The sequence below is a fragment of the Pediococcus inopinatus genome (assembly GCF_002982135.1).
Taxonomy (GTDB): Bacteria; Bacillota; Bacilli; order Lactobacillales; family Lactobacillaceae; genus Pediococcus; species Pediococcus inopinatus.
The window spans coordinates 172,534-195,851 of record NZ_CP019981.1 but is presented as its reverse complement, the minus strand read 5'-3'; the positions used below and the strand labels follow the sequence as shown (position 1 = coordinate 195,851).

Genomic DNA, 23,318 nt, shown 5'->3' with positions numbered 1-23,318 from the left:
TCCGGTGGAAATTAAGTCCTAAATCAAATTTTTTTATTGCTATTCATAGATTTAATGCTAAAATTCACAATAACTAATCAAATTCTAATAAAATCTTTTTTAATTTATTTTAAGGAGTGGCATAACTAATCATGAATGTTGTAAAATTTGGCGGAAGCTCGCTGGCAGACGGTCCCCATTTTCAAAAAGTTATCAATATCATCACGGCTGACCCTAAGCGACAAATAGTCGTTGTTTCAGCCCCCGGTAAACGTTTTTCCACCGATACCAAAGTAACCGATCTTCTAATTAGCTATGCACAAGCAGTTATTGACCATACGGATGCAAAGCCGGTTATAAAAATGATTGCGGATCGCTACGAGGCCATTGGTCAATTTTTTAGTTTACCAGCTAGACCAATTCAAAAAATCATTACCAAATTAAAATCTTTACCTGATGAAGATTATCCCAGCAATGCTTATCTGATGGCCGCCTTTAAAGCTCATGGTGAACGTTTAAACGCGATGCTTTTAACTAGTGTTTTAAATCAACTCGATATTAAAGCCCGCTTTGTTGATCCGTTTGAAGCTGGCATTATCGTAACCGACGATCCAAGCGATGCAACTGTTCGCCCGGAAACCTATGACAATCTTGCCCATTTAAAATTTGGTGGTGAAAAACTTATTTTCCCGGGCTTCTTTGGTTTTACGCCCAATGGCCAAATTGCCACCTTCTCAAGAGGTGGCTCCGACATTACAGGCGCCATTGTAGCTCGCGGTCTTCATGCAGATTTATACGAAAACTTTACAGATGTAAATGCCATCTATGCAGTCGACCCTCGAATTGTAGCGCATCCCCAGGCAATCAAAAAGATGACCTACCGCGAAATGCGTGAACTTTCTTATGCTGGTTTCTCGGTATTTCACGATGAGGCCATCATTCCAGCCATTGAAGGCCAAGTCCCAATTAACGTCAAGAATACCAATCACCCAGAGCTACCTGGTACTCTGATTGTGCCTGAAGAAAATTTCCAGCCAAAACATACGATTACCGGAGTTGCCAGTTCTGATCGCTTTGCTGCCCTATATCTGCATCGTTATTTGCTCAATAAAGAAGTGGGATTTACATTAAAACTCCTTCAAATTTTGTACAAATATGATGTTTCATATGAACACATGCCTTCTGGGATCGATGATTTAACGATCATTTTTGATAAGCAACAGCTAGATGACCACACAATTCATGAAATGTGTTATGATATCAAAAATACACTGCACCCCGACCAACTCGATTGGATTGACGACTACGCCATTATTATGGTCGTTGGTGAAGGCATGCGTTCTAAAATTGGGACAATTGAAAATATCATTCGTCCTCTTGCTCAAAATAATATTGGCGTCCACATGATCAATCAAGGTGCTTCTCGGATTTCCATCATGTTAGGCACAGAGCGGGCGGACGCCAAAAAAGCTGTTAAACAAATTTATCAACAATTTTTCACGCTAAAAAGTAACGAAGGGAGCAACACCCATGCAAATTGATAAAGTCCATGGCTCAGAAAACCACTTTTTCTTGTTAGATCAAACCAAACTAAAAACTCGGCTCTCCGATCAAGAACTAATAAAATTCACTAAAAAGATTGCCGATCCGCAAACCGGTATTTTGAATGGATCTGACGGCGTTTTGGTAGTTGATCAATCAAATCATGAAGGCGTAGCAGCCCAAATGCGTGTCATCAATGCGGATGGTAGTGAAGCATCCATGTGTGGAAATGGTTTACGGACCGTTTCACGCTATTTAGCTCAAGAATCCAATATAGACCAATTTAAGGTTCAAACATTAAACGCTGATCTACAAGTTAGTAAATCCGGCAATTTTGCAACCAGTGTGCCCGCCTTTAGCGTTGAAATTTCGCCGGTTTCGTTTGCAGCCGAAAAATTACCATTTAAAAACTTAAATACTGAGAAATTAATTGATCAACCAGTCCCCGAATTTCTTCCCAATCTTAAATTTACAGCTATCGCGGTTCCTAATCCCCACCTAATCAGCTTCGTTTCTGCCGAAGAATTAGCATCCGATGATTTAGGAATTTTAGGCAAACGATTAAATGCGGAAAATCCCTATTTTCCAGATGGTGTAAACGTCAGCTTTGCTCAAATTCTTGAGGACAATAAACTTTTTGTGCGCACGTATGAACGCGGTGTTGGGTTTACAAATGCCTGTGGAACTGGCATGTCGGCCACTAGTTTAGCCTTTGCAATCACCCACCCTGATCAAGGCCATTTTGAACAAGAAATTACCGTTTATAATCCGGGTGGCATGGTCAAAACGATTGTTCATCAAATTGGCAATACGTACACGATCGATTTAACTGGAAATGCTACCGTAACGCATCACATTGAGATTTCTGAAGCTGATTTACATGCAGCAGACTTAGACAACGTTGCAATTACAGAAACTCATGAAGAATCCGCGTATCAAAAATTTGTCACCCAATTGCCAAAAGTTAGTGATATTGCTGTTAAATCATAAATGCACTCGATCTCTCTGAATTCTGGAGAGATTTTTTATTTAAATTAAAAACGATGCGTGAGTTTACACTTACACATCGTTTTTGTTTGCTTTTAAGTAAAATTTCTAGCTTTTCTTATCTTGTACCGCAATTTTCTTCAGTTTCCAACCACTCATTAATCTAAATTCATAATTTTGGCTGACAAACTGATGATTAGGAATCCCATTACTAAATAAAATTCGTAACCCATCATTTCGATAGACTCGATAAGTGCGCGTAATCTTAACTTGGCTCATTTTAGAATTATGCGTCACTTTTGCAGTTCCAGTACTTGGATTGGTTTTGGCTAACTTTTGTTGCATTGGATTTGTCGCATAAAAATAAACACGTTCATTCTTGGTCCCCAGCTGTTGATAAGCAAGCGCATGTTGTCCTTTCACGCTTGATGTCAGCGGATAGGTTTGCGTTTGACTAACCTTTTTCATTCCCAAAAAAGTATTGTAATTTAGGGTCATGACCACTACGGCACCGATACTGAGAATCAATCCAATCGACACCCATATGATTTTTTTGACACCCGGATGGATAAAAATCATGCTGATCGCAAAAATTAAGGCACCAGCAATTAAGAAAATAACAATCATATTAATATGCCTCCCGTGTGTCTTTTTTCAAGAAGAAGGTTAAGGCCAACCCAATTAACGCAAAACAAGTTGCAATGAAAAAGGCATATCTAAACCCAATGACATTTGCATTTGATGACAGTTTTTGAAACAAGATTGGAGTAGCTTTCGCAATCGCGTGAGAAGGCATATGATTTAGCGTCACACTAGCCATCACAGAAACTAAGATGGCTGTTCCCATTGAAGCAAAGACCTGGCGCGCCGTATTATTGACCACCGTTCCATCCCCGATTAAATTAAGGGGCAATGCATTCATCCCGGTTGTCGTAATCGGCATCAAGACCATTGAAATTCCGAACATCCGCACTGCATACAAGCAGACCAGATAGAAAACCGGTGTCTCAGCAGTAATCGGAATAAAGGCCGCAGTTGTTAATGTTAGTAAAAACATCCCAGCGATGGCCATATTTCTAGCTCCTAAACGATCAAAAATCCGCCCTGTAATTGGATTCATAACCCCGATTGTAATCGCACCTGGTAATAGAGTCAGTCCAGAAACTAATGGCGACTCCCCACGGATTGTTTGGAGATACAAAGGTAAAACAAGGGTAAAACCGTTCATGGACATGTTTGAAATAGATACTAAAATTGCGGATAAAGTAAAATCTGAATGTTCAAAAACTTTAAATTGTAATAGCGGATTCTTGATCTTTAAAGATCTCATAATGAAAATTGCCACTACGACAACCCCGAGGATCAAAGTTCCGTAAACCACTGGGCTGGTCCATGAATAAGTTCCTACTGATGAAAATCCGAATAGCATCGCCCCAAATCCAACCATGGAAAGTGCAACGGAAGACCAATCAACGGGCGCCTTTTTGGTAGGCAATACTTTTCGTAGAGTGAAAAATCCCATGATTAAAACTAGCAATGAAATAGGCATAATGGCGAGAAATAGCATTCTCCAGGAATAGTTCATAAGGACCCACCCAGAAAATGTTGGCCCAATCGCTGGTGCTAAGCCAATAACCAGTCCAGCTGTGCCCATTGCTGCCCCTCGTTTTGAGGGTGGAAAAATCGTTGCAGAAAGAAGCCGGTAATCGGAATAACAATTCCCATCATTAGCATGAATCCAGTCGTTAGCCACTGGACAGTCGTTGTTGAAATATTAAATGATTTCATTAACGTCGGAAAAGCAGTCGTGAGCATCGTTGTTGTTAGAAAAGTACTAAATGTCCCAACTAACAGCGTAAAAACTAATGCAAGGCGATTGTATGGACGGCCATTTTGGTCGACCGGTTGATCAGGTTTATCAAAAGTATTCATTAAATAACCACCTTAAAAAGTTTATTTTATAATTATGTAAATCGAAAAAATGCCACAATGATAATTGTACCATAAGAAATCAAGTCCCAATTTCGAGTAATTATCAAAGTTTACTTAAAGTAAGCTTTTTGCATTGACTTCCTTTACACCACGCTTCATAATTACTCAAGACGTTTCAGAAATTTAAAATTTTGGGGAGAACTAAAGTGACCAAAAAAAATCATTGGTTAGCATGGACTGTTTCAGTGTTGATTATCATAATTATCGGGGGTGGCGTGTTTGCTTGGCAGTATGGCCAAACTCATTTTGCGCCAGGCACTATTATTAACGGACAATCCGTTTCCCGTTTAACGGTGAATCAGGCTGAAAAGAAGCTTGCGAACTCTTCTTCTACCGTGAGCAATCGCGTTTATCTAAACAATAAATTACTAGTTGATGGACAAGATCAACAATTGGACAAAGTAACCAAAGCTCAGATAAAATCTGAATTAACAAAACACCACGGATTGTTCACTTCGAAAGCAGCCGTTGACGTCAGCAATTCTAAAACAACTCTGACTTATCGAAACACTTCATTGAAAGATCAAGTTACCAAGGCTGTTGCTGCTTATAATAAAAGTGCCACTGTTGCACAACCGACGTCTTACTATTTAAAGAATGGCGCCATTAAAAAACAAGCTAGCAAAACTGGTACTCAAGTGGATGCCGCGAAAGTTCTCGCCAAATATAAGACCCAAGTTAACAAACTCCAAGATATTAAAATCAGCACAAACTATGTGAAAGCTACCAAGGCCGCAACATCTAGTGCAGAAAAATCAAAACAAGCTTTGCAGCAAGGATTATCAAAAACCTTGGTTTATCACGTAGGTGGCAAGGATTACAAATTAAGTGGTTCTAAATACTTGGTCAATTCAACTCCTGGTAGCACACCATCGATTGATTTATCTGCTTTAAAGGCTGAGTTAACAACTATTAATAATTCTGACAGCACTCAGGGTAAAGTCATTAGTGTAAAGCTTTTAAACAGCAACAAGACAGTTTCAACCAATACATCGACAGCTTCAAATTATGGCTGGTCACTCAATGTAAATGCAGAAGCCGCAATGTTGGCTAAGAAGTTTATTGATTCCTCTGTTAAAACAAACGCGACTGTGGATATGAAAAATTATTCTGGCCAAAATATTAGTTACAATCGTTCCACTGCAATTGGATCAACCCGGGTTGAAATTAATTTGACTACCTTACATGAATATATTTATGTTGATGGCAAACAAAAAGCCGATATTCCGGTTATGAGTGGGACCCTTTCAGGAAATCATGAGACTCCAACTGGGTTGTTCCACATTCTGTACAAACAGAGCCCTTCAACTTTGACAGGGAACAACGATAACGGTTCAAAATATTCTAGTAAAGTTTCTTATTGGGAGCCATTAACGGAAGATGGCGTGGGAATGCACGATAGCCCATGGCAACCGGCCAAGGTTTATGGAAATCCAAGTTACCGTGATACGTATCACTCACACGGTTGTTTGAATAATCCCCCAAGCAAAATGAAATTGGTTTGGGATAATACTTCGGCAACGGAACCTGTAATTATTTACAGATAATACTGTCTACAAAAACGTTGAGAATTTAAATTCTCAACGTTTTTTTTGGACTTATTTATCAGTTTCTTTAAATCAAGTACAATTTTCCAACATTATTTTATTTGTTCAAGATAATATTCGTTACCACCAATTAGGTCATCTCGATCAATAAAACAGCTGCTGGTTTCATACAACACACCAAAATAGAAAAGTTAAACCTATATAAACCCATTCTTTAGATAATACTGTTCTAAGGTCTGGTCAATATATTTTTCAAAAGCTTGATCTTCAACACTCCCGCTACACATTCATGATCAAATTGGAGATAGTTGCATTTGATTATTCTTAATCATTTTTTTCACATCATCAGGGTCAAAAAAATCTGTTAATTTCATGTAACCAAATGTCTGCGATATTTTTTAAACGACTGCTCTGTTTGATAATTAGGTAAATATTAATTAAGCTTAATTTTTTTGTAGCTTTATTAATAGTTTTAATGGTCATCTCTTCAGCCGCCCAATAAATCCCAGCGTTACCGCTCTCCAATTAGATCTAGTTGCTCTTTATATTTTTCTGCCAATTCCGTTATCGAATCCCCGTCAATCGCAACAATTTCATCTCCTAAATGTAATCTTTTTTCTCCAGCAACTGCGGTCACTAATAAATTATCTATATTAATCGCGCCTTAAGGCGGTGATATATTTTTCCATATATTTATCTTTATTTTGGGAATTGTATTGCATGATAAAACGCGGATGCTCTAGCGGAATGATCGTCTTAAAAAAATGATAGTCATTATTGATTTTTGTTAATACTTTGTAATTTTCCCCACTCCCGATACAGTAGCACACAGATGTATCTATTCCGAAGTTAATTTGCCGACGAATCGAGCGTACAATAAAAGGTAGTAAAAGCTTCTGCACCTGTTTGCTTTCATAATAATTACAATTTACTTCATTTCCTTTTGCGTTTATTCTAGTTAAACCTAATGGACACACAAAATTTAAATAAAAATTAGCATAAAATTTCTTGCTTCCACCATAGTTACTTATGACATCGTATAAAAAATTCGACGAAGACTGGTTGATGTGAAAATTATCAATCAGAATCCCGGTTTCTTTTTTAAGATGATCTGCATCCTCAAAGGGGATTCCTGTTCTAGCAGTCCCGCGCCGTGCAGGAGAACTCCCTAGTATTAATCGACGAGGCAAAGTATCGTTAAAATATTTCTGATAGAACGTAGTAGTTATACGATGGACAGCTTCTCTCTGCTCTCCATTGTATGGATTCACAATTCTAAAGCCCTCAGGTAAGTCTATAGAAATGTGTGATAACTCTTTATTAAACTCTAGTACTTTTTTAGCAAATGTTACTCGCTCATTCATATTTTTCCTCCTTTGTTATGCTAATCAATTCGCCTTCATGGTATATCGTCTCCATTCCGGTAAAGCTTTGATCAACGTCTAAACAAATCTAGCTTTTTCATTATTTTGTAGTTTTTTCCATTTACCAGAAATAATCTGAAGTGTGCTTTCATCAGGACATTTCTCACCACAATCAAAAATACGTTTTTACATAACTCTGACTTGCTATCTTTATTTAATAACTAATTTAAAAATAGTCCACGTCACGTTTAATGTCCACTGCTAAAATTAAACGGTCAAAGTTTTGTTGCGTAGTGCAATTAAATTTCCGTCCGGCTACTTTTTAAGTTCCGTCGAGTAGCCACATATATCCTGCAATCTCCAGTTTGGTATTTACAATAGATACATGATAAACTATAGATACAAAGGAGTGTGAGTATGATGGATTCCGAAAAATATTTAGGTATTTATAAAACAAGACGTCAAGGAAATTCGGTCACCGTAACTATCCCAAAAGAAGCAAATATTAATGCTGGCACAGAACTGGCAGTTACACAGACCAGTGCTGGAATTATTTATGTACCCATTAAGCCCACTAAAAAAACAAATCGTTATGCAACACAGGCAGCTAAAAATTATAACTATCAACAAGACATCGATGATTTAGGTTATGATCCCAACACGCAACCTCCAGTTGGTTCAGAAAGGATTAATGACTCATGGTGAAAAAACCACAACAAGGCGACATCATTTGGTTAGATTTTGAGCCTCATTCTGGACACGAAACAGGCGGTCACAACCCTAATAAAAATAACATCCGGCGTCCATGTTTAGTGGTTAGTGCCACCGAATATAACGAAACCACGCCACTAGTACAGGTTATTCCTGTTACCAGTACAGTTCGCGAAAATGATCCTTTTCGCCAACAGATTGTTGATCCAAGATTAGGCATCAAAGGCATGTTACTCTTTCAACAGTTACACGGATTTGATTTTCAAAGTCGGCACGGAGAAATTGTAGGCCAGGCAAATTCAAAACTCGTTCGGTTAACTTTGGAAGCCGTAAAGGATATTTTTAATTTTTAAAAGAACTACTTTCCAATAAGTCCAGACTGCTGTGGTCAAAGACAATCTATCGGTAAAGTTTAAAATTTGTACACTAATCTAAAATAATTACATTAAAAATAGAGATTGAAAATTTTTCAATTAAAATTTTCGATCTCTATTTTCGTTTAGTATTATTGACCACTTACCCTAAGTTTTCTTGTTAGCTTAGGCTAATCAATATCATCAATATCTGGCACATCGATTTTCCTCTTTTTAACCGACACTTCATAAAATATCCAAGCAACTAGCGCAAAGAATACCGGTCCAATTACTGTCCAAAACGCCGTGTAATAATCGTGAATTGAAAGAGGTTCAACCACGGTGAAGATAATGCCAATTAAAATCACAAACCAAGTGATGATGGTAATTGACCAGGTCATGGTCTTGTTTTTAAAGAAAACAAACGGCCGCTCTAAGTCAGTCCGCTTTTTAAAGAACGGAAATGCCCCAACCAAGAATAAGTACGGAACCGCTGAAGAAATATTTTCCATATCCTGTAAAACCGTGTAAAACGACTGTGCATTACTGCCACCAAATGAAACTGCAAATATGATGACCACCACAATAATGGCTTGAATCCACATCGAAAATGCGGGTACGCCAAATTTGTTTAGTTTCGTCATTTTCTTCGGCCAGAACTTGGCTGGTGATCCCATGATAAATGACTTTAAAGGTGAATAAACAAGCACGAAAAAGGCACCCATATCGGATAAAAATTCTTCAATTCCGATTACCCGCGCAAACCAGTTACCCATCGTAATGCTGGCGGCTCCTGATAAGTGCATAGTTTTGCCAATGGAAACCCCTAAATTATTCATTAAAACGTACAAAACGTTGCCCAAATCACTCGTCTTATTGCCAAGCACCGCCTGCCAGTTCGCGCTCACTCCCCAAAGAAAGATGCCAAGTGAGTAAGCCACTAACATAATGATGGTGGAAATAATCATAGCCCGCGGAAATGTCTTAGATGAATCTTTGACATTATCGACAACCCCGCCCATCGTTTCCATTCCACCATAAGCAAAAATGGCGTACACAATAAACGACATAATCGCAATTGGTGATCCGAATTGCCCGTTTGGCGAATGAATAATTGAGCGTGCGGTAAACGGCTGGGCCAAATGACCACTGTGAACTGCTAATAACACTAAACTAATCAACAGAAATAGAGCCGTGATGGTCAGGGTAATAATTCCTCCAAACGCTGCAAAACGCGCGATTTGATTAATCCCGTGTGTGGAGAAAAATGTCACTGCAATCATGAATACAATTGCAATCAGACCAATCGTTTGAATGCTGTTCAATCCTAGAAAGTGCCACGATTGGGTGGTGTCATGTCCAGAAAACATTGTCGCAAACGGAATCCAAATTTTCGAAGCTTCCGACACTAGCCAGACAATCCACCCAGATAACCAGATGAACGTGCCAATAAAAGCTAGTTTTTCGCCAATTGATCCGGCTAGCCACGAATAGATTCCTCCGTGAGCCTCTTTAAAACTCGATCCATATTCGGCAAACATCATAACGCTGGGAAGGAAAAATAAAATTGCCCCCAACACATACCACAAAATCGCGCCGTAACCCATTTGATCATAGGCAACCGTAGTATTTGAAATTCCATAAATGGAAGTGAACACCATCAAAATTAGGCCAACCAGACCAATCTTATGCTGGTTGGTGTTTTCCAAATCGTCCAAAACAAATCCTTCTCTCTAAAATAGAAATACTTGCCTATTTTAGCACTAATTATTCCCAAAATATGCATCTTTTAATAATAATTATTCAAAAAATAAAAAAAGGATGCCAGAACAAACCCTGCACCCTTCGTTATTCAAAATTTTCAAGTTAGCACTTTATCAATACTGTTTGGGCTCGTCTGCCAATTTATTTTCCGCCAATTCAATTGATTTATTCACAGATTGAATTGCTTCTAAAATCTCATTTAAAGTTAAACCGTCAGAGCTATACCCCTTGTACGAGGCCGTCACGTAATCATCTTCCTCTAATCGTCGCAAACGTTCTCGCAAACTACCTAGTTTCTTAATAGTTCGGTCATACTCAACATCGTTCATCTAACACCTCACATTTTTCTAGGCCAATGCTTCCGGAGCTGCTAACTGTGGCCCTTTGCCTTCTCTTGCAAGAACCCAGTTATCATAATTCCATTCCTCAGTGGCACGTCTGGACCGCATATAATCCCAATGAGATTCACGTTCAACTTCCATTATCTGACCGCCGGGACCAAAAGTAACCCAATTATAGGAACCATTGCGATGGGCAAATTTGACCCAAAGCACTGCAAATTCGTTTAGTTTTCCTTGCTCATCAAAATAAAAACGTTTCAAATTATCGATTCTCATAAAGTCTAATCCAGCAGCATACTGGGCATCCAAATTTTGCCATACAGCCATCGCTTGCTGAACCAAAGCATCTTTAGCTGGCAATGGTGCATTTAAATCGCCAACAAAATTATTGTAACTAATTAGACGTTCATCTTCACCAAACACTAAAGTCACATGGGCATTGTTGGGCACTACGTTTTTGCCGTGTTGGTAACGTTCAACCCGAACTTGTTCACCATTCCGTTTTCGTAAATCTGAAGAAACTAGTCCAAATTCATCTGGCATCACTAAATCTTGATTAGTTTTACCATAAACTTTTACATATTCAGTCATGAGCGACACGCTCCTTTTTTTAATCTCATTTAATTAAACTGTCCAAATTTGTTTCCATATTTTTCATAATTTGTTTAAAATCGTTCACCTGGTTTGCGGTTAACGAGTCGACAAGGAATCCGTTAATAGTTGGTAACCGATTAACTAACTGGTGGTACTTTTGCTTTCCAAGTTTTGTTAATTTAAGCATCTTCATTCGCGCATCAGTGGCAGACTGTTCTTTTGACATATACCCTAGTTTAATCAAACGATCGACGCCGCGCGTGATATTACTTGGGTTTAAATGAATTAAATTAAACAATTCATCTTGTGATAGTTGACCTCTCTCGCCCACTTTTAAAACGAAAAAATAAGTGCTAGAAGTTAATCCCAAATCTTTTAATTGTGCATTTACGTATTTTTTCAGTTTATGAGACACCGTATTTATCGTCCGAATATACGTATCTATTTCATCTGCTTTAGGCATGCTTGTCCCCTTTCAAACGTATTATTTTTGATTCCACAGGTATCATGCACTATTTTATTTGCTTAAGCAAATAAAACGATTTACTTTTTAAATAAATGTTCAACAAAAAAGCAGCCATGAAATATACAAATTTCATGGCTGCTCTCCTTATTCAAATCAACTTATGTTTTTGACCCATTCCAATATTTACTACCACCGTTCCCACGATAAACAAAACAAATGCTAAATTGAAAATAATCGCTAAACTAGAAGCCACCGTTAAAAGTGCAAATCCAATTAAAATAAAGACCCAAGACTGCGCAATTAACCAAATAACTAATCCATCCAACAAAGAAAACTTCCACAGTTTAATATTTAACATTTCTAAAAATGCAGGTAATTTAAAAACATATTTATCACTGCACCCATCATTTAGATGAAGGCTAACCAGTCCGATCAAGGTTTCAGCTAGGAAAAATACAATTAACGTAATAAGTAATGAATTAATTTGATCGCCGCTCTCAACTGTATACTCATAAACAGGACGGCCCCAAAAATTAATCAGAGTCGGAATTTGCAGCTGCATAGCCCCACCGAAGAATAGCACAACTAAAACTTCCACAAAAATATTTATCAACATTACACAACTCAATTTGTATTTAAATTTTGGCATCATAATAATCCATCCTCCCTTTACACAGCTCTTTTGAAAGCGCTTTAATTTACAACTTCATTATACAACCTCTGAAAAAAATATCAAACCTCAATCAAATTAGGAATCCTTTAGAAACCTAAAAGAGTAAGTGAATTATGGAAAATACTTCAATCGGCAATCATGCGGGTCGAAAAGGGAGAAAATACTAGTATCGAAACTTTATCTAAGCTGACCAGTCCGCTAGATAAAAAGTTGAAGATTACCTACGCATAAATTCAAAAAAATCTTATAATCTATGTTTTACTTTAAACACGCCCATACTGTGTGTTTTTCATCTCCAAACCTATGCAACAAGAAAAAGTTTGTAAAATAATAATTTAAAGCAATTTTTGAACAACTCAAAATAGCCAGTCAAAAAGTACTTACTTGTCGTTAAGTTCTTTTTGACTGACTATTTATATGTTCTACCACATCCCCAACTCTACCCGGGCTTCACGGCTCATTTTGTCGATGGTCCAAATTGGTTCCCATACTAAATTGATTTTCACTTTTTTAACCTGATCTAATGTCAACAAAGCATCAGTTATTGATTGATTCAAGACATCAGTCAACGGGCAGCCCATCATGGTTAGTGTCATCGTGACTGTGCAAAGACCAGTTTCATCACAGGCAACTCCATAAATTAGCCCTAAGCTCACCAAATCAACTCTAATTTCCGGATCAATCACACTTTTCAACACTTCATAAGCTTGTTTTTCAAAATCTTCATCAGCTATCATCATCCAATTGCCCCTTCCATTTCAAAACTAATCAGACGATTTAATTCGACCGCATATTCCATCGGTAATTTCTTGGTAAATGGCTCAACAAAACCCATCACAATCATTTCAGTTGCCTTACGTTCCGAAATTCCGCGACTCATTAAATAGTACAGCTGTTCTTCTGAAATTTTAGAAACTTTCGCTTCATGCTCCATTGAAACGTTACTATTTAAAATTTCGTTGTACGGGATAGTATCACTGGAAGACTGGTCATCCATAATAATCGTATCGCACTCCACATGGGCAAATGACCCGGCAGAATTCCGGGCGAACTTCACATTTCCCCGATAATCCACAATACCCCCATCTTTGGCGATCGATTTCGACACAATCGACGAAGATGTATCAGGTGCATTATGAATCATTTGTGCTCCCGTATCCTGATCCACATTATGGCCGGCAACTGCTATTGAAAGCATCGTTCCTCGAGCCCCACGTCCATTCAAATAAACGGAGGGATACTTCATTGTCGTTTTAGACCCAAGATTACCATCAACCCATTCCATCGTGGCATTTTCCAGAGCCTGTGCCCGTTTGGTCTCCAAACTATACACGTTGGTTGACCAATTTTGAATCGTTGTATAGCGACAATAGGCATCCTTCAAAACGTTGACTTCAACCACGGCCGCATGCAAACTATCCGTGTCATATTTGGGAGCGGTACACCCTTCCACGTAATCAATTCGGCCACCTTCATCCACAATAATCAACGTGCGTTCAAACTGACCGGAATTAGCAGCGTTAATCCTAAAGTAGGCCTGCACCGGGATTTGTGTTTGTACCCCTTTCGGAACATAGAGAAAGGTGCCACCTGACCAAACTGCCGCATTCAAAGCCGCAAATTTATTGTTTGTCGGTGGAATTAGCTTGCCAAACCACTTTTTAAAAAGTTTGGGATACTTTTGGAGCGCAGTATCCGTATCCGTGAAAATAATTCCTTGTTTGGCAAACGATTCGCGCATATTGTGATAGACCGCTTCCGATTCATACTGAGCAGACGAGCCCGCTAAGTATTCTCTTTCAGCTTTGGGAACTCCCAAACGATCAAACGTCTTTTTAATCGTTGGCGGCACATCATCCCAATTCCGATATTTTTTGTCCGTGGCCTTTTGATAGTACAACATATTTTTTAAATCTAAATCATCTAAATTGGGGCCAAATTTAGGAATTGGCATGCTTTGATAAATTTTGTAAGCTGCCAATCGATAGTCCAGCATCCACTTAGGCTCGTGTTTTTCGGCTGAAATTTGGCGAATGATTTGTTCATTCAAACCTTTACCGGTGGAAAAAACTGGCTTCACATCGTCATGAAACCCATATTCGTATTCATCGGGCATTTCTGTACTCGTACTCATTTTGCCTCTCCTTTTAACGCTTCTTTAGCTGCATGCCACGCTAAAGTTGCACATTTAATCCGAGCCGGAAACTCTGCTAAACTCCCTAAAATTTCCGCATCTCCTAGAACTTTCTTGGCTTCATTTGAGATTGAATTTCCCATGGCTAACTGAAAAAAAGCGTCACAACTTTTAATTGCCTCTGAAATTTCAAGATTAGTCAGGGCATCGGTCATCATGCTTGCCGAGGCTTGTGAAATGGTACAGCCATTTCCAGTAAACGAAATTTTTGCAACCCGGTTCGCCTTAGTTTTGATAAATACTCGAATATCGTCTCCACAAGAAACATTATGTAGTTCCACACTTTGAGTCGCATCGCCCAACTCATGTTTATGATGCGGATGATCTGCATGGTCCATCACCACTGCCAAATAAAGTTGATTTAACTTATTAAGACTCACGGTTGAAGAACTCCTTTACCATTTTTAAATCATATACAAACCGATCCATATCGGCCAATGAATTATAAAAACTCATGCTAGCGCGAACGGTCGACTCCACTCCCAGAGTTGTCATTAACGGTTGCGCACAATGATGCCCGGCACGAACTTCAACTCCCAACATATCCAAACCCGTCGCCACATCGTGTGGATGAAGATCTCGCAAATTAAATGCCACGATGCTTTCGTGTTTGGCAACTGTTTTGGGTCCATACATTGTCAGTCCAGTTATTTGGGCCAATTGAGGGAGTAAATAAGTGACCAATCGATGTTCAGTGGCTTCAATCCACGGCATCCCCAGTTTGTTAAGATAGGTAATTGCTGCCCCCAAACCGATCACGCCCCCAATATTCGGTGTGCCCGCTTCAAACTTCCACGGTGCCGTTTGCCACTTGGCTTGTGTACGACTCACCGTTTCAATCATTTCCCCACCAAATTGAATGGGCGCCATTTCGTTTAATAAATCTAATTTACCATACAGCACCCCGATTCCCGTGGGTCCCAGCATCTTGTGCCCGGAAAAAGCCAAGAAATCGGCATCTAAGTCCTGCACATCAATCGTTTGATGAGCCGCAGATTGAGCAGCATCCACAACCACATAAGCCTGCTGCTGATGTGCCAACTTGGTAATTTCTTTAATCGGATTGGTCACTCCCAGAACGTTACTTGTTTGGGTGACTGCCACAATTTTCGTCCGCTCCGTCAGTTTGCGTTTAAAATCCGCCATATCTAGCGTTTGATCGGCGGCTAACTCCACATATTTCAACTTCGCATGTTTTCTTTGTGCGAGCTGTTGCCACGGAATTAAGTTGCTGTGGTGTTCCATAATGGTAATCAAAATCTCATCATCTTCGTGAACGACCAGATCTCCAAAACTGCTTGCCACCAAATTAAGGCCGTCAGTTGTTGAACGCGTGTACACGATTGATTTAGCGTCATCGGCATGAATGAACGCCGCTACTTGTTCGCGGACGTTTTCATATGCCGTCGTGGCGTCATTAGCCAATGTATAAACTCCGCGATGAACGTTAGCATTGGTGTTTTGGTAAAAACTTACAATCTGGTCTAAAACGGGATTAGGCGTTTGCGAAGTCGCCGCATTATCCAGATATAGGAGTGGTTCATCATTAATTTTGCGCGTTAGGATTGGAAAATCCTTAACTGCCTCTTCAAATTTTTTATCCATTAGTTAACTTTCTTTCTAACACTTTCCGGAAGGTTTCCCGTGCCTGTTGATTTTGGATTTCTTTCGCAAAACTGCCAATAAAGCCGCGGACGACAAGCCGTTTAGCGGTGGCTTTAGGTAAGCCACGACTCATTAAATAGTACAATTGCTTCTTATCTAAGCGTCCGACACTGGCAGCATGACCCGCCACCACATCATTTTCATCAATCAACAAAATTGGGTTAGCATCCCCACTTGCCTGATCCGATAACATCAAAATTCGATTTTCTTGTTCCGCAATCGTACCGTGAGCCCCATGCACAATCTTGCCAATTCCGTTAAACACTAGCCGCGACTGATCTAAAATAACGCCCCGTTGGCGAATCTTGCCAACTGTATAAGGTGCTAAATTGGTCAAGCGTGTATTCATTCCTTGAATTTGATTTCCAGATGTGATTGCCGCATTATTAATTGTCGCTGTTGCCCGTCTACCAACCAGCTCTGCATTCATTTCGGCAACCACTTTTCCATCGCTAAAGGACCCAATTGTCCAATTCAGTTTGGCATTTTCACCCACATAAGCTTGGCGATTAACATAAACCGTTTGCTCAGTAGAAAAACTGTCCACGTTTATCAGTGTTAATTGGCTGTTTGCTTCCATAACAATTTCGGTAATGCGATGTATTTTTGAAGCAGTTTGTTTTGCGTCACCCTTTAAACAAATTGTGGCCTTAGCGCCTTCACCCAATACAAGCAAATTGTGACTAATTTCTGCAGAATTTTCTGGAAGATCCATTTGATCCAGCATAATTGGCTCAATTACTTGGGCATGCTTTGGAATGTATAGAAAATTTCCTGCGTTCACAAACGCCGTACTAAAGCTGGTTAATCGATCGGCCGGTTCAGTTAACGCTTTTTTCATATAATATGTTTGAAAAAGCTTTTCATGCTTTACCAGAGCCAGGGCGATGGGACACAAGATATACTCACGTGTACTTTGATCAACAAGCTTCACATTTTCATCAGTAGCCACCGCATTAGCTGGGGTTTCTCCCAAGCCCCAATCTCGATAGTCGACTTTAGCAAAACGCGGATCCTTGGTTGTTTGTAATTTTTCAAAGGCCTTTTTACGCAGATTCGTAAACCAAGTCGGTTCATTTGGAAATAAAAATGAGGTTAGATTTATCTTACTGTCTGTTTCAATCATTCCTAAACCTCCGAATCTACCAAGTCGACGTCAATTCCTAACTCATCTCTCAAACCAGAATACCCTTCGTCTTCCAAACGATCCGCCAAACTAGCATCCCCCGTTTTAACAATGCGACCGCCCATCATGACGTGTACTTTATCAGGCTGGATATATTTCAAAATTCGCTTGTAATGCGTGATCATCAGCGTTCCAAAATCCGGTCCAATTACGTGGTTAACACCCTTGGAGACAACATGAAGCGCATCAATATCTAGGCCTGAATCCAATTCATCCAGGATCGCAAAAGTAGGTTTAATCATTAGTAATTGCAAAATTTCGTTTCGTTTCCGTTCACCACCAGAAAAGCCCTCGTTTAAATAGCGCTCCGCCATATCGCTTGTCATGTTCAAGATATTAAGCGCGTCATCCAATTGAGCCAAAAACGCCTTGATCGGAATGGGTTGATCACTTGGCCGCCGGGCGTTAATTGCCGCCCGCAAAAACTCCATATTGGTGATACCTTTAATTTCAGCTGGATATTGCATCGCTAAGAATAATCCGGCTCTGGCGCGCGCATCCACAGGTTCTGCCAACAAACTTTTATTATTCAAAAGAATATTGCCTTGTGTAACGTGATAATGGGGATTTCCCATAATGGTTTCAGATAAGGTCGATTTTCCGGTTCCGTTGGGGCCCATAATGGCATGAACTTCGCCTGTGTGCATGACTAAATTCACCCCAGTTAAAATCTCTTTTTCTACCTGTGTGTCGTCATCTTTAACCGCTACATGTAAATCTTTTATTTCAAGTGTTTCCATTTTGAATCCTCCTACGCAGAAATCGTCATCCCTAATAGACTACCAATTAAATAAGTCGCCACTGTGGTAAAAACGCCCACCGCAACGTTGCGAATAACTGCTTTATAAACTGGTGTTTCTGCTTTGTTGTAACCAATAATTGCATTAATCGAAAGTGCAATGATCATTGCTAACGCGGTATTGGTTACTCGCCAACGACTGTTAGACAGGCTGATTGCAAGCAACGGAATAATGGCGCCACATAAAAATGAGAGGAAAGAGGCCGTTGCTGCATGAATCGGATTTAACACATCCAGTTCGCTAATTTTGGTTTGGTAGAGATTTTTGGTGCTCAGCTGGCCTGCAGCCTGAATGTTTAGGCGTTTCAGTTGCACTTCTTTTTGAGCACTCACTGAAATGTACTCTCCCCCAGCCATCGAACAGGCGCCAGCTAGCATCCCTGAAACGCCACTAATGAACAAGGTATAACTGCTAAGATTGGCTGCCGCGGCACCAAGGACAATTCCTGAAACCGAAATAATCCCGTCGTTCGCACCCAAAATCCCGGCACGTGTAATATTTAAACTATCCCAAAAATGAAATTTTTTAGCCTTGACAAATTTTCGAATTTCTAACATTTTGTTTTCCCAATCCATAATTTGCTTTGTTTTCCAAAACTTTTCCTCTTTTGTTGTGAGAAAATATGCATGAAAATTCAACTTTTCAAATCTTCATGCACATCGAGTTTTTTATCGCACCAATTTGTCCCAGATGATAACTTTATCCGCTGCTAAAGATTTAGGGACATCGATAATGCGTTGGTTAGAGCTTCCCCGAAATTGGAGCGTTAAATCCTTCTTTTCTTCTAAGAAACGACCATCCACCAAAATATCAATTAGTGATAGCATTTCTAGTTTGTCATCAGAATCCTTCAAAAGTTCATCCCAGTTATAACCAGTCCAGGACCAAATATCTTTGGTATGGCCGAATTCTTGGCGAATCCGTTTGCAAATTCGAATACATACTTGTGTGTTTAAAAATGGTTCGCCACCCAGCAACGTTAATCCTTGGACATAATCTTGGCTTAAATCTTCCATGATTTGATCTTCTAATTCTTGCGTATAAGGTTTGCCATAATGAAAGTTTTGCGCCGCCACATTGTAACAACCTGGGCAATGAAATGGGCAACCACTCACATATAAACTACAGCGAACTCCTTCGCCATCGACAAAGTTAAAAGCCTTGTAATCGGCAATATATTGTAAACTTAAATCTTTAGCCAACCACTCTTTCGGCATCGGATTGTTTGGACCGTGCGTTTTTCGCTGCATTTTGGATCATCTCCGTTGTTAAATTTTTCCGTCTTGAAGCAATTTCCACGTGCCGCCCGTGAACCATCGGGCGTTGTTGTGGATTGCCGAGATACCCACATGTCCGTTTAACCACATCACAGAACTGAGGATCATGATTACCACATTGCGGACATTGGAAGCCCCGCGCCGTTGCTTTAAATTCACCCTTAAATCCACATTTATAACATTTATCAATTGAGGTATTGGTTCCCAAATAACCGACATGATCATAAGCCCAATCCCAGACTGCTTCTAAGGCTTTGGGATTTTGGGTTAGATTTGGATATTCACAATAATGAATAAAGCCACCGGAAGCATACTTAGGAAAATCTTGTTCAAAGGTTAATTTTTCAAAAGGCGTTGGATGTTTGCGAACATCATAATGAAAACTATTCGTGTAATATTCTTTATCAGTCACATTGGCGACTTTGCCAAACTTGGCAATATCATCGCGACAGAAAGTATCGGTCAACGATTCTGCTGGTGTGGAGTACAGGCTGTAATGATAGCCACTTTCCTTTGTCCAATCAGCACATTTTTTCCACATCGCTTTGACAATCTGTTCCGCAAAATCGTGGGCTTCGGCATTATGCTCCCAGTCTGGCCCATAAAAGACGGTACAAACTTCATATAAACCGATGTAGCCTAACGAAACTGTTGCGCGTTCATTTTTGAAAAGTTCATCCACATCGCCATCAGCTGGCAAGCGCTTACCAAAAGCGCCGTACATATAGAGTAATGGCGCATTTTTGGGTTCTGCCTCTTTGGTCCGTTCCACGCGATAAGCCAACGCTTGATGACATAGAGTCATGCGTTCTTCAAAAATTTCCCAGAATAATTTTTTATCACCGTTTGATGCCAACGCTAATCTAGGCAAATTAACGGTCACGACGCCAAGATTCATCCGACCTGAATTAACTTCTTTACCATTTTCGTCACGCCATCCTTGTAAGAATGAACGACAGCCCATGGGTGTTTTAAAACTACCCGTCAGTTCTTTGATTTTGTCATACATTAATAAATCGGGGTACATGCGTTTAGTAGAACATTCAATCGCTAATTGTTTAATGTCATAGTTAGGATCGGTTGGATGCAAATTCAAATCACGTTTAAGTGTAAAAATTAATTTCGGAAAAATTGCTGTTCTGTGTTCGGTACCTAATCCTTTAATTCGAATTTTTAAAATGGATTTTTGAATTTCACGTTCAATCCAACTGGTTCCGAGCCCGAAATTCACCGTTGTAAAAGGCGTTTGCCCCTGGGAAGAATACAAAGTATTAATTTCGTATTCCAAAGCCTGCATCGCATCATAAATATCTTTTTTAGTTTTACTTTTGGCATAGGCTTCTTGCTTATCTGGAGAAACCCAATCTTTAGCGTCAGCCAAGTGTTTTTGATAATTAATTTCGGCATATGGTGCCAATAATTGATCTACCCGATTAGCAGAGCAACCGCCGTACTGAAGTGACGCCACATTGGCGATGATCTGAGCCATTTGCGCCGTCGCCGTTTGAATGGACCGCGGCGAATCGACTTCGGCATTACCAATTTTATAGCCGTTTTTAAGCATCCCATCAAAATCAATCAAACAACAATTAGTTTCCGGGGTAACTGGTGAATAATCCAAATCATGCCAATGGATATCGCCCCGTAAATGGCCCTTCGCAACTAATTCTGGTAACATCTTCAAGCCCATCGCCCGACTGGCCGCACCGGCTTCCAAATCGCGTTGTGTATTAAAAATAGTGCTGTCCTTATTGGCATTTTCATGAACAACTTCGGCATCCCGCTCGAAAACTTTTTCGATCCGTTTTTGCACATTGGTGGCATCAGAAAAATTCTGCTGCTCTTTATCAAAATAATCTGCATAAGCCGTTGCTGAATCTTCTAAACCACAATTTTTTAATTGCTGAATCACCGCATTATGAATTGCTTGGGTGCTAATCACTGCCTGATCATGAAATTGATTGACCAATGCTTCACAAATCTGATCCTGAATTTTTTTATCTGCCACTACCTGGCGAAGACTAAAAAGTAACTTATACGGGTAAAATTTAGTCTGTTCACCATCTCTTTTTTGAATAAGTGATGTTCGTAATAGTCCTAATTTGTCCTGAAATGTTGATATCATATTGTACCTCCTACTGCTTTATATGTAATCGATTATTTCCTTTTAGTAAGCAAAAGTACACAATCAGTTGTGTTTTTATTTGCTGTGCATACTATATATAGTAGACCGTTTAACTATATTTGTATATGACTTTTTTGGGAATTTTTTTAACTAAGTTGGCTTAAAGGTGTGGTGCTGCCGTTTGCCTCAAAAAAACTTTTTTCAAGTAATCACGCCAACAAAAATAAGGATCAAAAATTTCGGTTAAGAAATTCCTGATCCTTATTTAAATTCAAATTTTATTTTCCCGCATTTGTCCCATAAACGATCGTTTGAACCTTTTTGGTGATTTCAGCCATTTTAGGAAAACCGCTAAAGCCCGATTGTCCTTGGCCATGGGTCATAATAACCAATATATATTTCTGACCATTGGGTAGGGTCACTATTCCAGCATCATTGTTGGTATCATTTAGAAAGCCAACTTTATCAGCCACTTTGGTTCCCGTTTTAGCAGCACTTGCGCCAGCGGGAATTCCCGTTCGATAAATCTGTTCACTCATTAATTTTAGAATTTTTTCTCGGTCACTGGCATTTTTAAATGGCCCGGTTCCGGCCGCAAGCTGTTCGAGCAAGAGCATCAGGCTGTGACTGGTCGTCTTGGCGATAACCGTTTGTTGAAATACCGGCGTATACCAGCCCTGACTGCCGATAAATTTATTGACAGCAGCCATCCCATAGCTTTTAAGCTCACTATCAGCAAAGGTATTGGCACTATCCACAATCATCTGATCAAATCCTTCTGTATTACTCGACGTCCAATTAAATTTACCATTTTGCTTTTGGTGCATCAGATAAGCTGCAATAAATAATTTATAAGTGCTAGCCGCAGTTTGCGCGGTGTGGGCATCGGCTTCAGTTACCAAACTCCCCGGCTTATAAACAGCTGCGTCCGTGCTAGCAGCTGCCTTACTTTTTGGTGTCGCACCTAAATTATAAAAACTGACACTGACTGTCCCATCTTTGGTCACCGTTTTTAAATAGCTCGCAAGTTCGGCCTTGATTTTTTTCTGTTTATTCGTGACTTCAGAAGAACTTGAACTGACAGTGGCCTGCTGACTACTATCAGTGCCCGACTTAGATTGGGCTTTACTGCTATTACTATTAATTTGAAGGAACACCAAAATAATCAAAAGAACTCCCATGACCCATGGAAAAGCTTTAAAAACTGTTCGGTTAAACTGCCTTCTTTTTTTATCATTCATTTTTTATTTCCTTTTATAAAACCATCATGATTGCGTGATAAATCTCCATGTCCAAGCATACACTTCAAACTTATTATTTTATAGAGATTTTTGAAAGATTCACAAAATATTCAGATTTTTCGTCTTCAAAATGAATGCCACTCTAAAAAACTTAACGTCATTTTAAGTTTGCCGTTTTGTAAGGGTTTACTTTTAATCCTCTTTATTATAGAATTTACTTGATCAGATCAAACAAATACATAAGACAGGGAGATACACACATGATTATTGTAAATTCACCACAAAAACAAGATGAAATTGTTGAGCTTTTAACTAACTATACTGACGGCGATTTTAACTTTGAATTCGTCAAAAAAACTGGAATGCGTATGGAATTTAAAACCTCTGCCACTGATTTAGATGCCGCTGCAAAGACTGCAAAAGGCTTAATTAAATCAGAAAAATGGGGATCAGTTCTCTTTTTCCAAGTTGTCGCTGGTTAAATTTAATAACGTTTAGAAATTTTAAAAAGGAAATT

The 23,318-nt window shown here is 39.4% G+C and carries 24 protein-coding genes and 1 pseudogene; 6 read left to right on the top strand and 19 right to left on the bottom strand.

The window, feature by feature from the left end; translation table 11 throughout:
- Positions 1-131 precede the first annotated feature (131 nt).
- Both PI20285_RS00955 and dapF read left to right on the top strand, forming a co-directional pair.
- Positions 132-1,520 (top strand): aspartate kinase, encoded by a 1,389-nt coding sequence (locus PI20285_RS00955; protein WP_057773394.1) that lies wholly within the window; start codon positions 132-134, stop codon positions 1,518-1,520.
- Positions 1,510-2,511, top strand: a complete 1,002-nt coding sequence (gene dapF / locus PI20285_RS00950; protein ID WP_057773392.1) for a diaminopimelate epimerase — start codon at positions 1,510-1,512, stop codon at positions 2,509-2,511. Before PI20285_RS00955 ends, dapF begins: the two co-directional genes overlap by 11 nt.
- 105 nt (positions 2,512-2,616) lie before the next feature.
- Here dapF and PI20285_RS00945 read toward each other — a convergent pair whose 3' ends face one another.
- Positions 2,617-3,135, bottom strand: a complete 519-nt coding sequence (locus PI20285_RS00945) for a DUF4811 domain-containing protein (RefSeq protein WP_057773391.1) — start codon at positions 3,133-3,135, stop codon at positions 2,617-2,619.
- A gap of 1 nt (position 3,136) precedes the next feature.
- Positions 3,137-4,440: pseudogene (locus PI20285_RS00940) on the bottom strand (MFS transporter).
- 206 nt (positions 4,441-4,646) lie between these two features.
- Between PI20285_RS00940 and PI20285_RS00935 the strand changes: the two are divergent.
- Positions 4,647-6,047, top strand: a complete 1,401-nt coding sequence (locus tag PI20285_RS00935; protein WP_057773390.1) for a L,D-transpeptidase — start codon at positions 4,647-4,649, stop codon at positions 6,045-6,047.
- 511 nt (positions 6,048-6,558) lie between these two features.
- Here PI20285_RS00935 and PI20285_RS11990 read toward each other — a convergent pair.
- Complete coding sequence (locus PI20285_RS11990; protein WP_269451348.1) at positions 6,559-6,684, bottom strand: hypothetical protein; 126 nt, start codon at positions 6,682-6,684, stop codon at positions 6,559-6,561.
- Positions 6,685-6,700: 16 nt separating this feature from the next.
- The gene (locus PI20285_RS00930; protein WP_057773389.1) at positions 6,701-7,411 is read right to left on the bottom strand and encodes a uracil-DNA glycosylase family protein; all 711 of its coding nucleotides are present in this window, start codon (positions 7,409-7,411) and stop codon (positions 6,701-6,703) included.
- Positions 7,412-7,828: 417 nt separating this feature from the next.
- On the opposite strand from PI20285_RS00930, the gene PI20285_RS00925 reads away from it, so the two are divergent.
- Both PI20285_RS00925 and PI20285_RS00920 read left to right on the top strand, forming a co-directional pair.
- The gene (locus PI20285_RS00925) at positions 7,829-8,116 is read left to right on the top strand and encodes an AbrB/MazE/SpoVT family DNA-binding domain-containing protein (RefSeq protein ID WP_057773387.1); all 288 of its coding nucleotides are present in this window, start codon (positions 7,829-7,831) and stop codon (positions 8,114-8,116) included.
- Positions 8,110-8,475: a type II toxin-antitoxin system PemK/MazF family toxin gene (locus PI20285_RS00920; RefSeq protein ID WP_057773385.1), complete on the top strand. Its 366-nt coding sequence runs from the start codon at positions 8,110-8,112 to the stop codon at positions 8,473-8,475. Before PI20285_RS00925 ends, PI20285_RS00920 begins: the two co-directional genes overlap by 7 nt.
- A 191-nt stretch (positions 8,476-8,666) precedes the next feature.
- Here the strand turns inward: PI20285_RS00920 and yjeM are convergent, their stop codons facing one another.
- The 15 genes from yjeM to PI20285_RS00845 form a co-directional block, all read right to left on the bottom strand.
- Positions 8,667-10,193 carry a glutamate/gamma-aminobutyrate family transporter YjeM gene (gene yjeM, locus PI20285_RS00915; RefSeq protein WP_320531958.1) on the bottom strand — a complete coding sequence of 509 codons (1,527 nt, stop codon included), beginning with the start codon at positions 10,191-10,193 and terminating at the stop codon, positions 8,667-8,669.
- Positions 10,194-10,352: 159 nt separating this feature from the next.
- Positions 10,353-10,568: a hypothetical protein gene (locus PI20285_RS00910; protein WP_057773383.1), complete on the bottom strand. Its 216-nt coding sequence runs from the start codon at positions 10,566-10,568 to the stop codon at positions 10,353-10,355.
- A gap of 18 nt (positions 10,569-10,586) precedes the next feature.
- Positions 10,587-11,171 (bottom strand): hypothetical protein, encoded by a 585-nt coding sequence (locus PI20285_RS00905; protein ID WP_057773380.1) that lies wholly within the window; start codon positions 11,169-11,171, stop codon positions 10,587-10,589.
- Positions 11,172-11,196: 25 nt separating this feature from the next.
- Positions 11,197-11,637 (bottom strand): MarR family winged helix-turn-helix transcriptional regulator, encoded by a 441-nt coding sequence (locus PI20285_RS00900; protein ID WP_057773379.1) that lies wholly within the window; start codon positions 11,635-11,637, stop codon positions 11,197-11,199.
- Between the two features lie 151 nt (positions 11,638-11,788).
- Complete coding sequence (locus PI20285_RS00895; protein ID WP_057773377.1) at positions 11,789-12,292, bottom strand: hypothetical protein; 504 nt, start codon at positions 12,290-12,292, stop codon at positions 11,789-11,791.
- Positions 12,293-12,735: 443 nt separating this feature from the next.
- On the bottom strand, positions 12,736-13,053 hold the full coding sequence (locus tag PI20285_RS00890; RefSeq protein WP_057773375.1) for a metal-sulfur cluster assembly factor: 318 nt from the start codon (positions 13,051-13,053) through the stop codon (positions 12,736-12,738).
- The gene (gene sufB, locus PI20285_RS00885) at positions 13,050-14,447 is read right to left on the bottom strand and encodes a Fe-S cluster assembly protein SufB (RefSeq protein ID WP_057773373.1); all 1,398 of its coding nucleotides are present in this window, start codon (positions 14,445-14,447) and stop codon (positions 13,050-13,052) included. The genes PI20285_RS00890 and sufB overlap by 4 nt, the downstream gene beginning before the upstream one ends.
- On the bottom strand, positions 14,444-14,887 hold the full coding sequence (gene sufU, locus PI20285_RS00880) for a Fe-S cluster assembly sulfur transfer protein SufU (RefSeq protein WP_057773371.1): 444 nt from the start codon (positions 14,885-14,887) through the stop codon (positions 14,444-14,446). The genes sufB and sufU overlap by 4 nt, the downstream gene beginning before the upstream one ends.
- Complete coding sequence (locus tag PI20285_RS00875) at positions 14,877-16,112, bottom strand: aminotransferase class V-fold PLP-dependent enzyme (RefSeq protein WP_057773369.1); 1,236 nt, start codon at positions 16,110-16,112, stop codon at positions 14,877-14,879. The genes sufU and PI20285_RS00875 overlap by 11 nt, the downstream gene beginning before the upstream one ends.
- Positions 16,105-17,298, bottom strand: a complete 1,194-nt coding sequence (gene sufD, locus PI20285_RS00870; RefSeq protein ID WP_057773367.1) for a Fe-S cluster assembly protein SufD — start codon at positions 17,296-17,298, stop codon at positions 16,105-16,107. The genes PI20285_RS00875 and sufD overlap by 8 nt, the downstream gene beginning before the upstream one ends.
- A gap of 2 nt (positions 17,299-17,300) precedes the next feature.
- Positions 17,301-18,098 carry a Fe-S cluster assembly ATPase SufC gene (sufC, locus tag PI20285_RS00865; RefSeq protein WP_057773365.1) on the bottom strand — a complete coding sequence of 266 codons (798 nt, stop codon included), beginning with the start codon at positions 18,096-18,098 and terminating at the stop codon, positions 17,301-17,303.
- 11 nt (positions 18,099-18,109) lie between these two features.
- Positions 18,110-18,715: a VIT1/CCC1 transporter family protein gene (locus PI20285_RS00860; protein ID WP_057773435.1), complete on the bottom strand. Its 606-nt coding sequence runs from the start codon at positions 18,713-18,715 to the stop codon at positions 18,110-18,112.
- Positions 18,716-18,826: 111 nt separating this feature from the next.
- Positions 18,827-19,408, bottom strand: a complete 582-nt coding sequence (gene nrdG / locus PI20285_RS00855) for an anaerobic ribonucleoside-triphosphate reductase activating protein (protein ID WP_057773363.1) — start codon at positions 19,406-19,408, stop codon at positions 18,827-18,829.
- Complete coding sequence (nrdD, locus tag PI20285_RS00850) at positions 19,353-21,560, bottom strand: anaerobic ribonucleoside-triphosphate reductase (RefSeq protein WP_057773361.1); 2,208 nt, start codon at positions 21,558-21,560, stop codon at positions 19,353-19,355. Before nrdD ends, nrdG begins: the two co-directional genes overlap by 56 nt.
- A 278-nt stretch (positions 21,561-21,838) precedes the next feature.
- The gene (locus PI20285_RS00845; RefSeq protein WP_057773358.1) at positions 21,839-22,801 is read right to left on the bottom strand and encodes a serine hydrolase; all 963 of its coding nucleotides are present in this window, start codon (positions 22,799-22,801) and stop codon (positions 21,839-21,841) included.
- Between the two features lie 260 nt (positions 22,802-23,061).
- Between PI20285_RS00845 and PI20285_RS00840 the strand changes: the two genes are divergently transcribed.
- Positions 23,062-23,283: a hypothetical protein gene (locus PI20285_RS00840; RefSeq protein ID WP_057773356.1), complete on the top strand. Its 222-nt coding sequence runs from the start codon at positions 23,062-23,064 to the stop codon at positions 23,281-23,283.
- The last annotated feature ends 35 nt before the right edge of the window (positions 23,284-23,318 follow it).

Excerpts from the sequence above, each read along its gene's own strand:
- PI20285_RS00955 (WP_057773394.1), top strand. The coding sequence starts at position 132 with ATGAATGTTGTAAAATTTGGCGGAAGCTCGCTGGCAGACGGTCCCCAT.
- dapF (WP_057773392.1), top strand. The coding sequence starts at position 1,510 with ATGCAAATTGATAAAGTCCATGGCTCAGAAAACCACTTTTTCTTGTTA.
- PI20285_RS00945 (WP_057773391.1), bottom strand. The coding sequence starts at position 3,135 with ATGATTGTTATTTTCTTAATTGCTGGTGCCTTAATTTTTGCGATCAGC.
- PI20285_RS00930 (WP_057773389.1), bottom strand. The coding sequence starts at position 7,411 with ATGAATGAGCGAGTAACATTTGCTAAAAAAGTACTAGAGTTTAATAAA.
- PI20285_RS00925 (WP_057773387.1), top strand. The coding sequence starts at position 7,829 with ATGATGGATTCCGAAAAATATTTAGGTATTTATAAAACAAGACGTCAA.
- PI20285_RS00920 (WP_057773385.1), top strand. The coding sequence starts at position 8,110 with ATGGTGAAAAAACCACAACAAGGCGACATCATTTGGTTAGATTTTGAG.
- PI20285_RS00910 (WP_057773383.1), bottom strand. The coding sequence starts at position 10,568 with ATGAACGATGTTGAGTATGACCGAACTATTAAGAAACTAGGTAGTTTG.
- PI20285_RS00905 (WP_057773380.1), bottom strand. The coding sequence starts at position 11,171 with ATGACTGAATATGTAAAAGTTTATGGTAAAACTAATCAAGATTTAGTG.
- PI20285_RS00900 (WP_057773379.1), bottom strand. The coding sequence starts at position 11,637 with ATGCCTAAAGCAGATGAAATAGATACGTATATTCGGACGATAAATACG.
- PI20285_RS00895 (WP_057773377.1), bottom strand. The coding sequence starts at position 12,292 with ATGATGCCAAAATTTAAATACAAATTGAGTTGTGTAATGTTGATAAAT.
- PI20285_RS00890 (WP_057773375.1), bottom strand. The coding sequence starts at position 13,053 with ATGATGATAGCTGATGAAGATTTTGAAAAACAAGCTTATGAAGTGTTG.
- sufB (WP_057773373.1), bottom strand. The coding sequence starts at position 14,447 with ATGAGTACGAGTACAGAAATGCCCGATGAATACGAATATGGGTTTCAT.
- PI20285_RS00875 (WP_057773369.1), bottom strand. The coding sequence starts at position 16,112 with ATGGATAAAAAATTTGAAGAGGCAGTTAAGGATTTTCCAATCCTAACG.
- sufD (WP_057773367.1), bottom strand. The coding sequence starts at position 17,298 with ATGATTGAAACAGACAGTAAGATAAATCTAACCTCATTTTTATTTCCA.
- sufC (WP_057773365.1), bottom strand. The coding sequence starts at position 18,098 with ATGGAAACACTTGAAATAAAAGATTTACATGTAGCGGTTAAAGATGAC.
- PI20285_RS00860 (WP_057773435.1), bottom strand. The coding sequence starts at position 18,715 with ATGTTAGAAATTCGAAAATTTGTCAAGGCTAAAAAATTTCATTTTTGG.
- nrdG (WP_057773363.1), bottom strand. The coding sequence starts at position 19,408 with ATGCAGCGAAAAACGCACGGTCCAAACAATCCGATGCCGAAAGAGTGG.
- nrdD (WP_057773361.1), bottom strand. The coding sequence starts at position 21,560 with ATGATATCAACATTTCAGGACAAATTAGGACTATTACGAACATCACTT.
- PI20285_RS00845 (WP_057773358.1), bottom strand. The coding sequence starts at position 22,801 with ATGAATGATAAAAAAAGAAGGCAGTTTAACCGAACAGTTTTTAAAGCT.
- PI20285_RS00840 (WP_057773356.1), top strand. The coding sequence starts at position 23,062 with ATGATTATTGTAAATTCACCACAAAAACAAGATGAAATTGTTGAGCTT.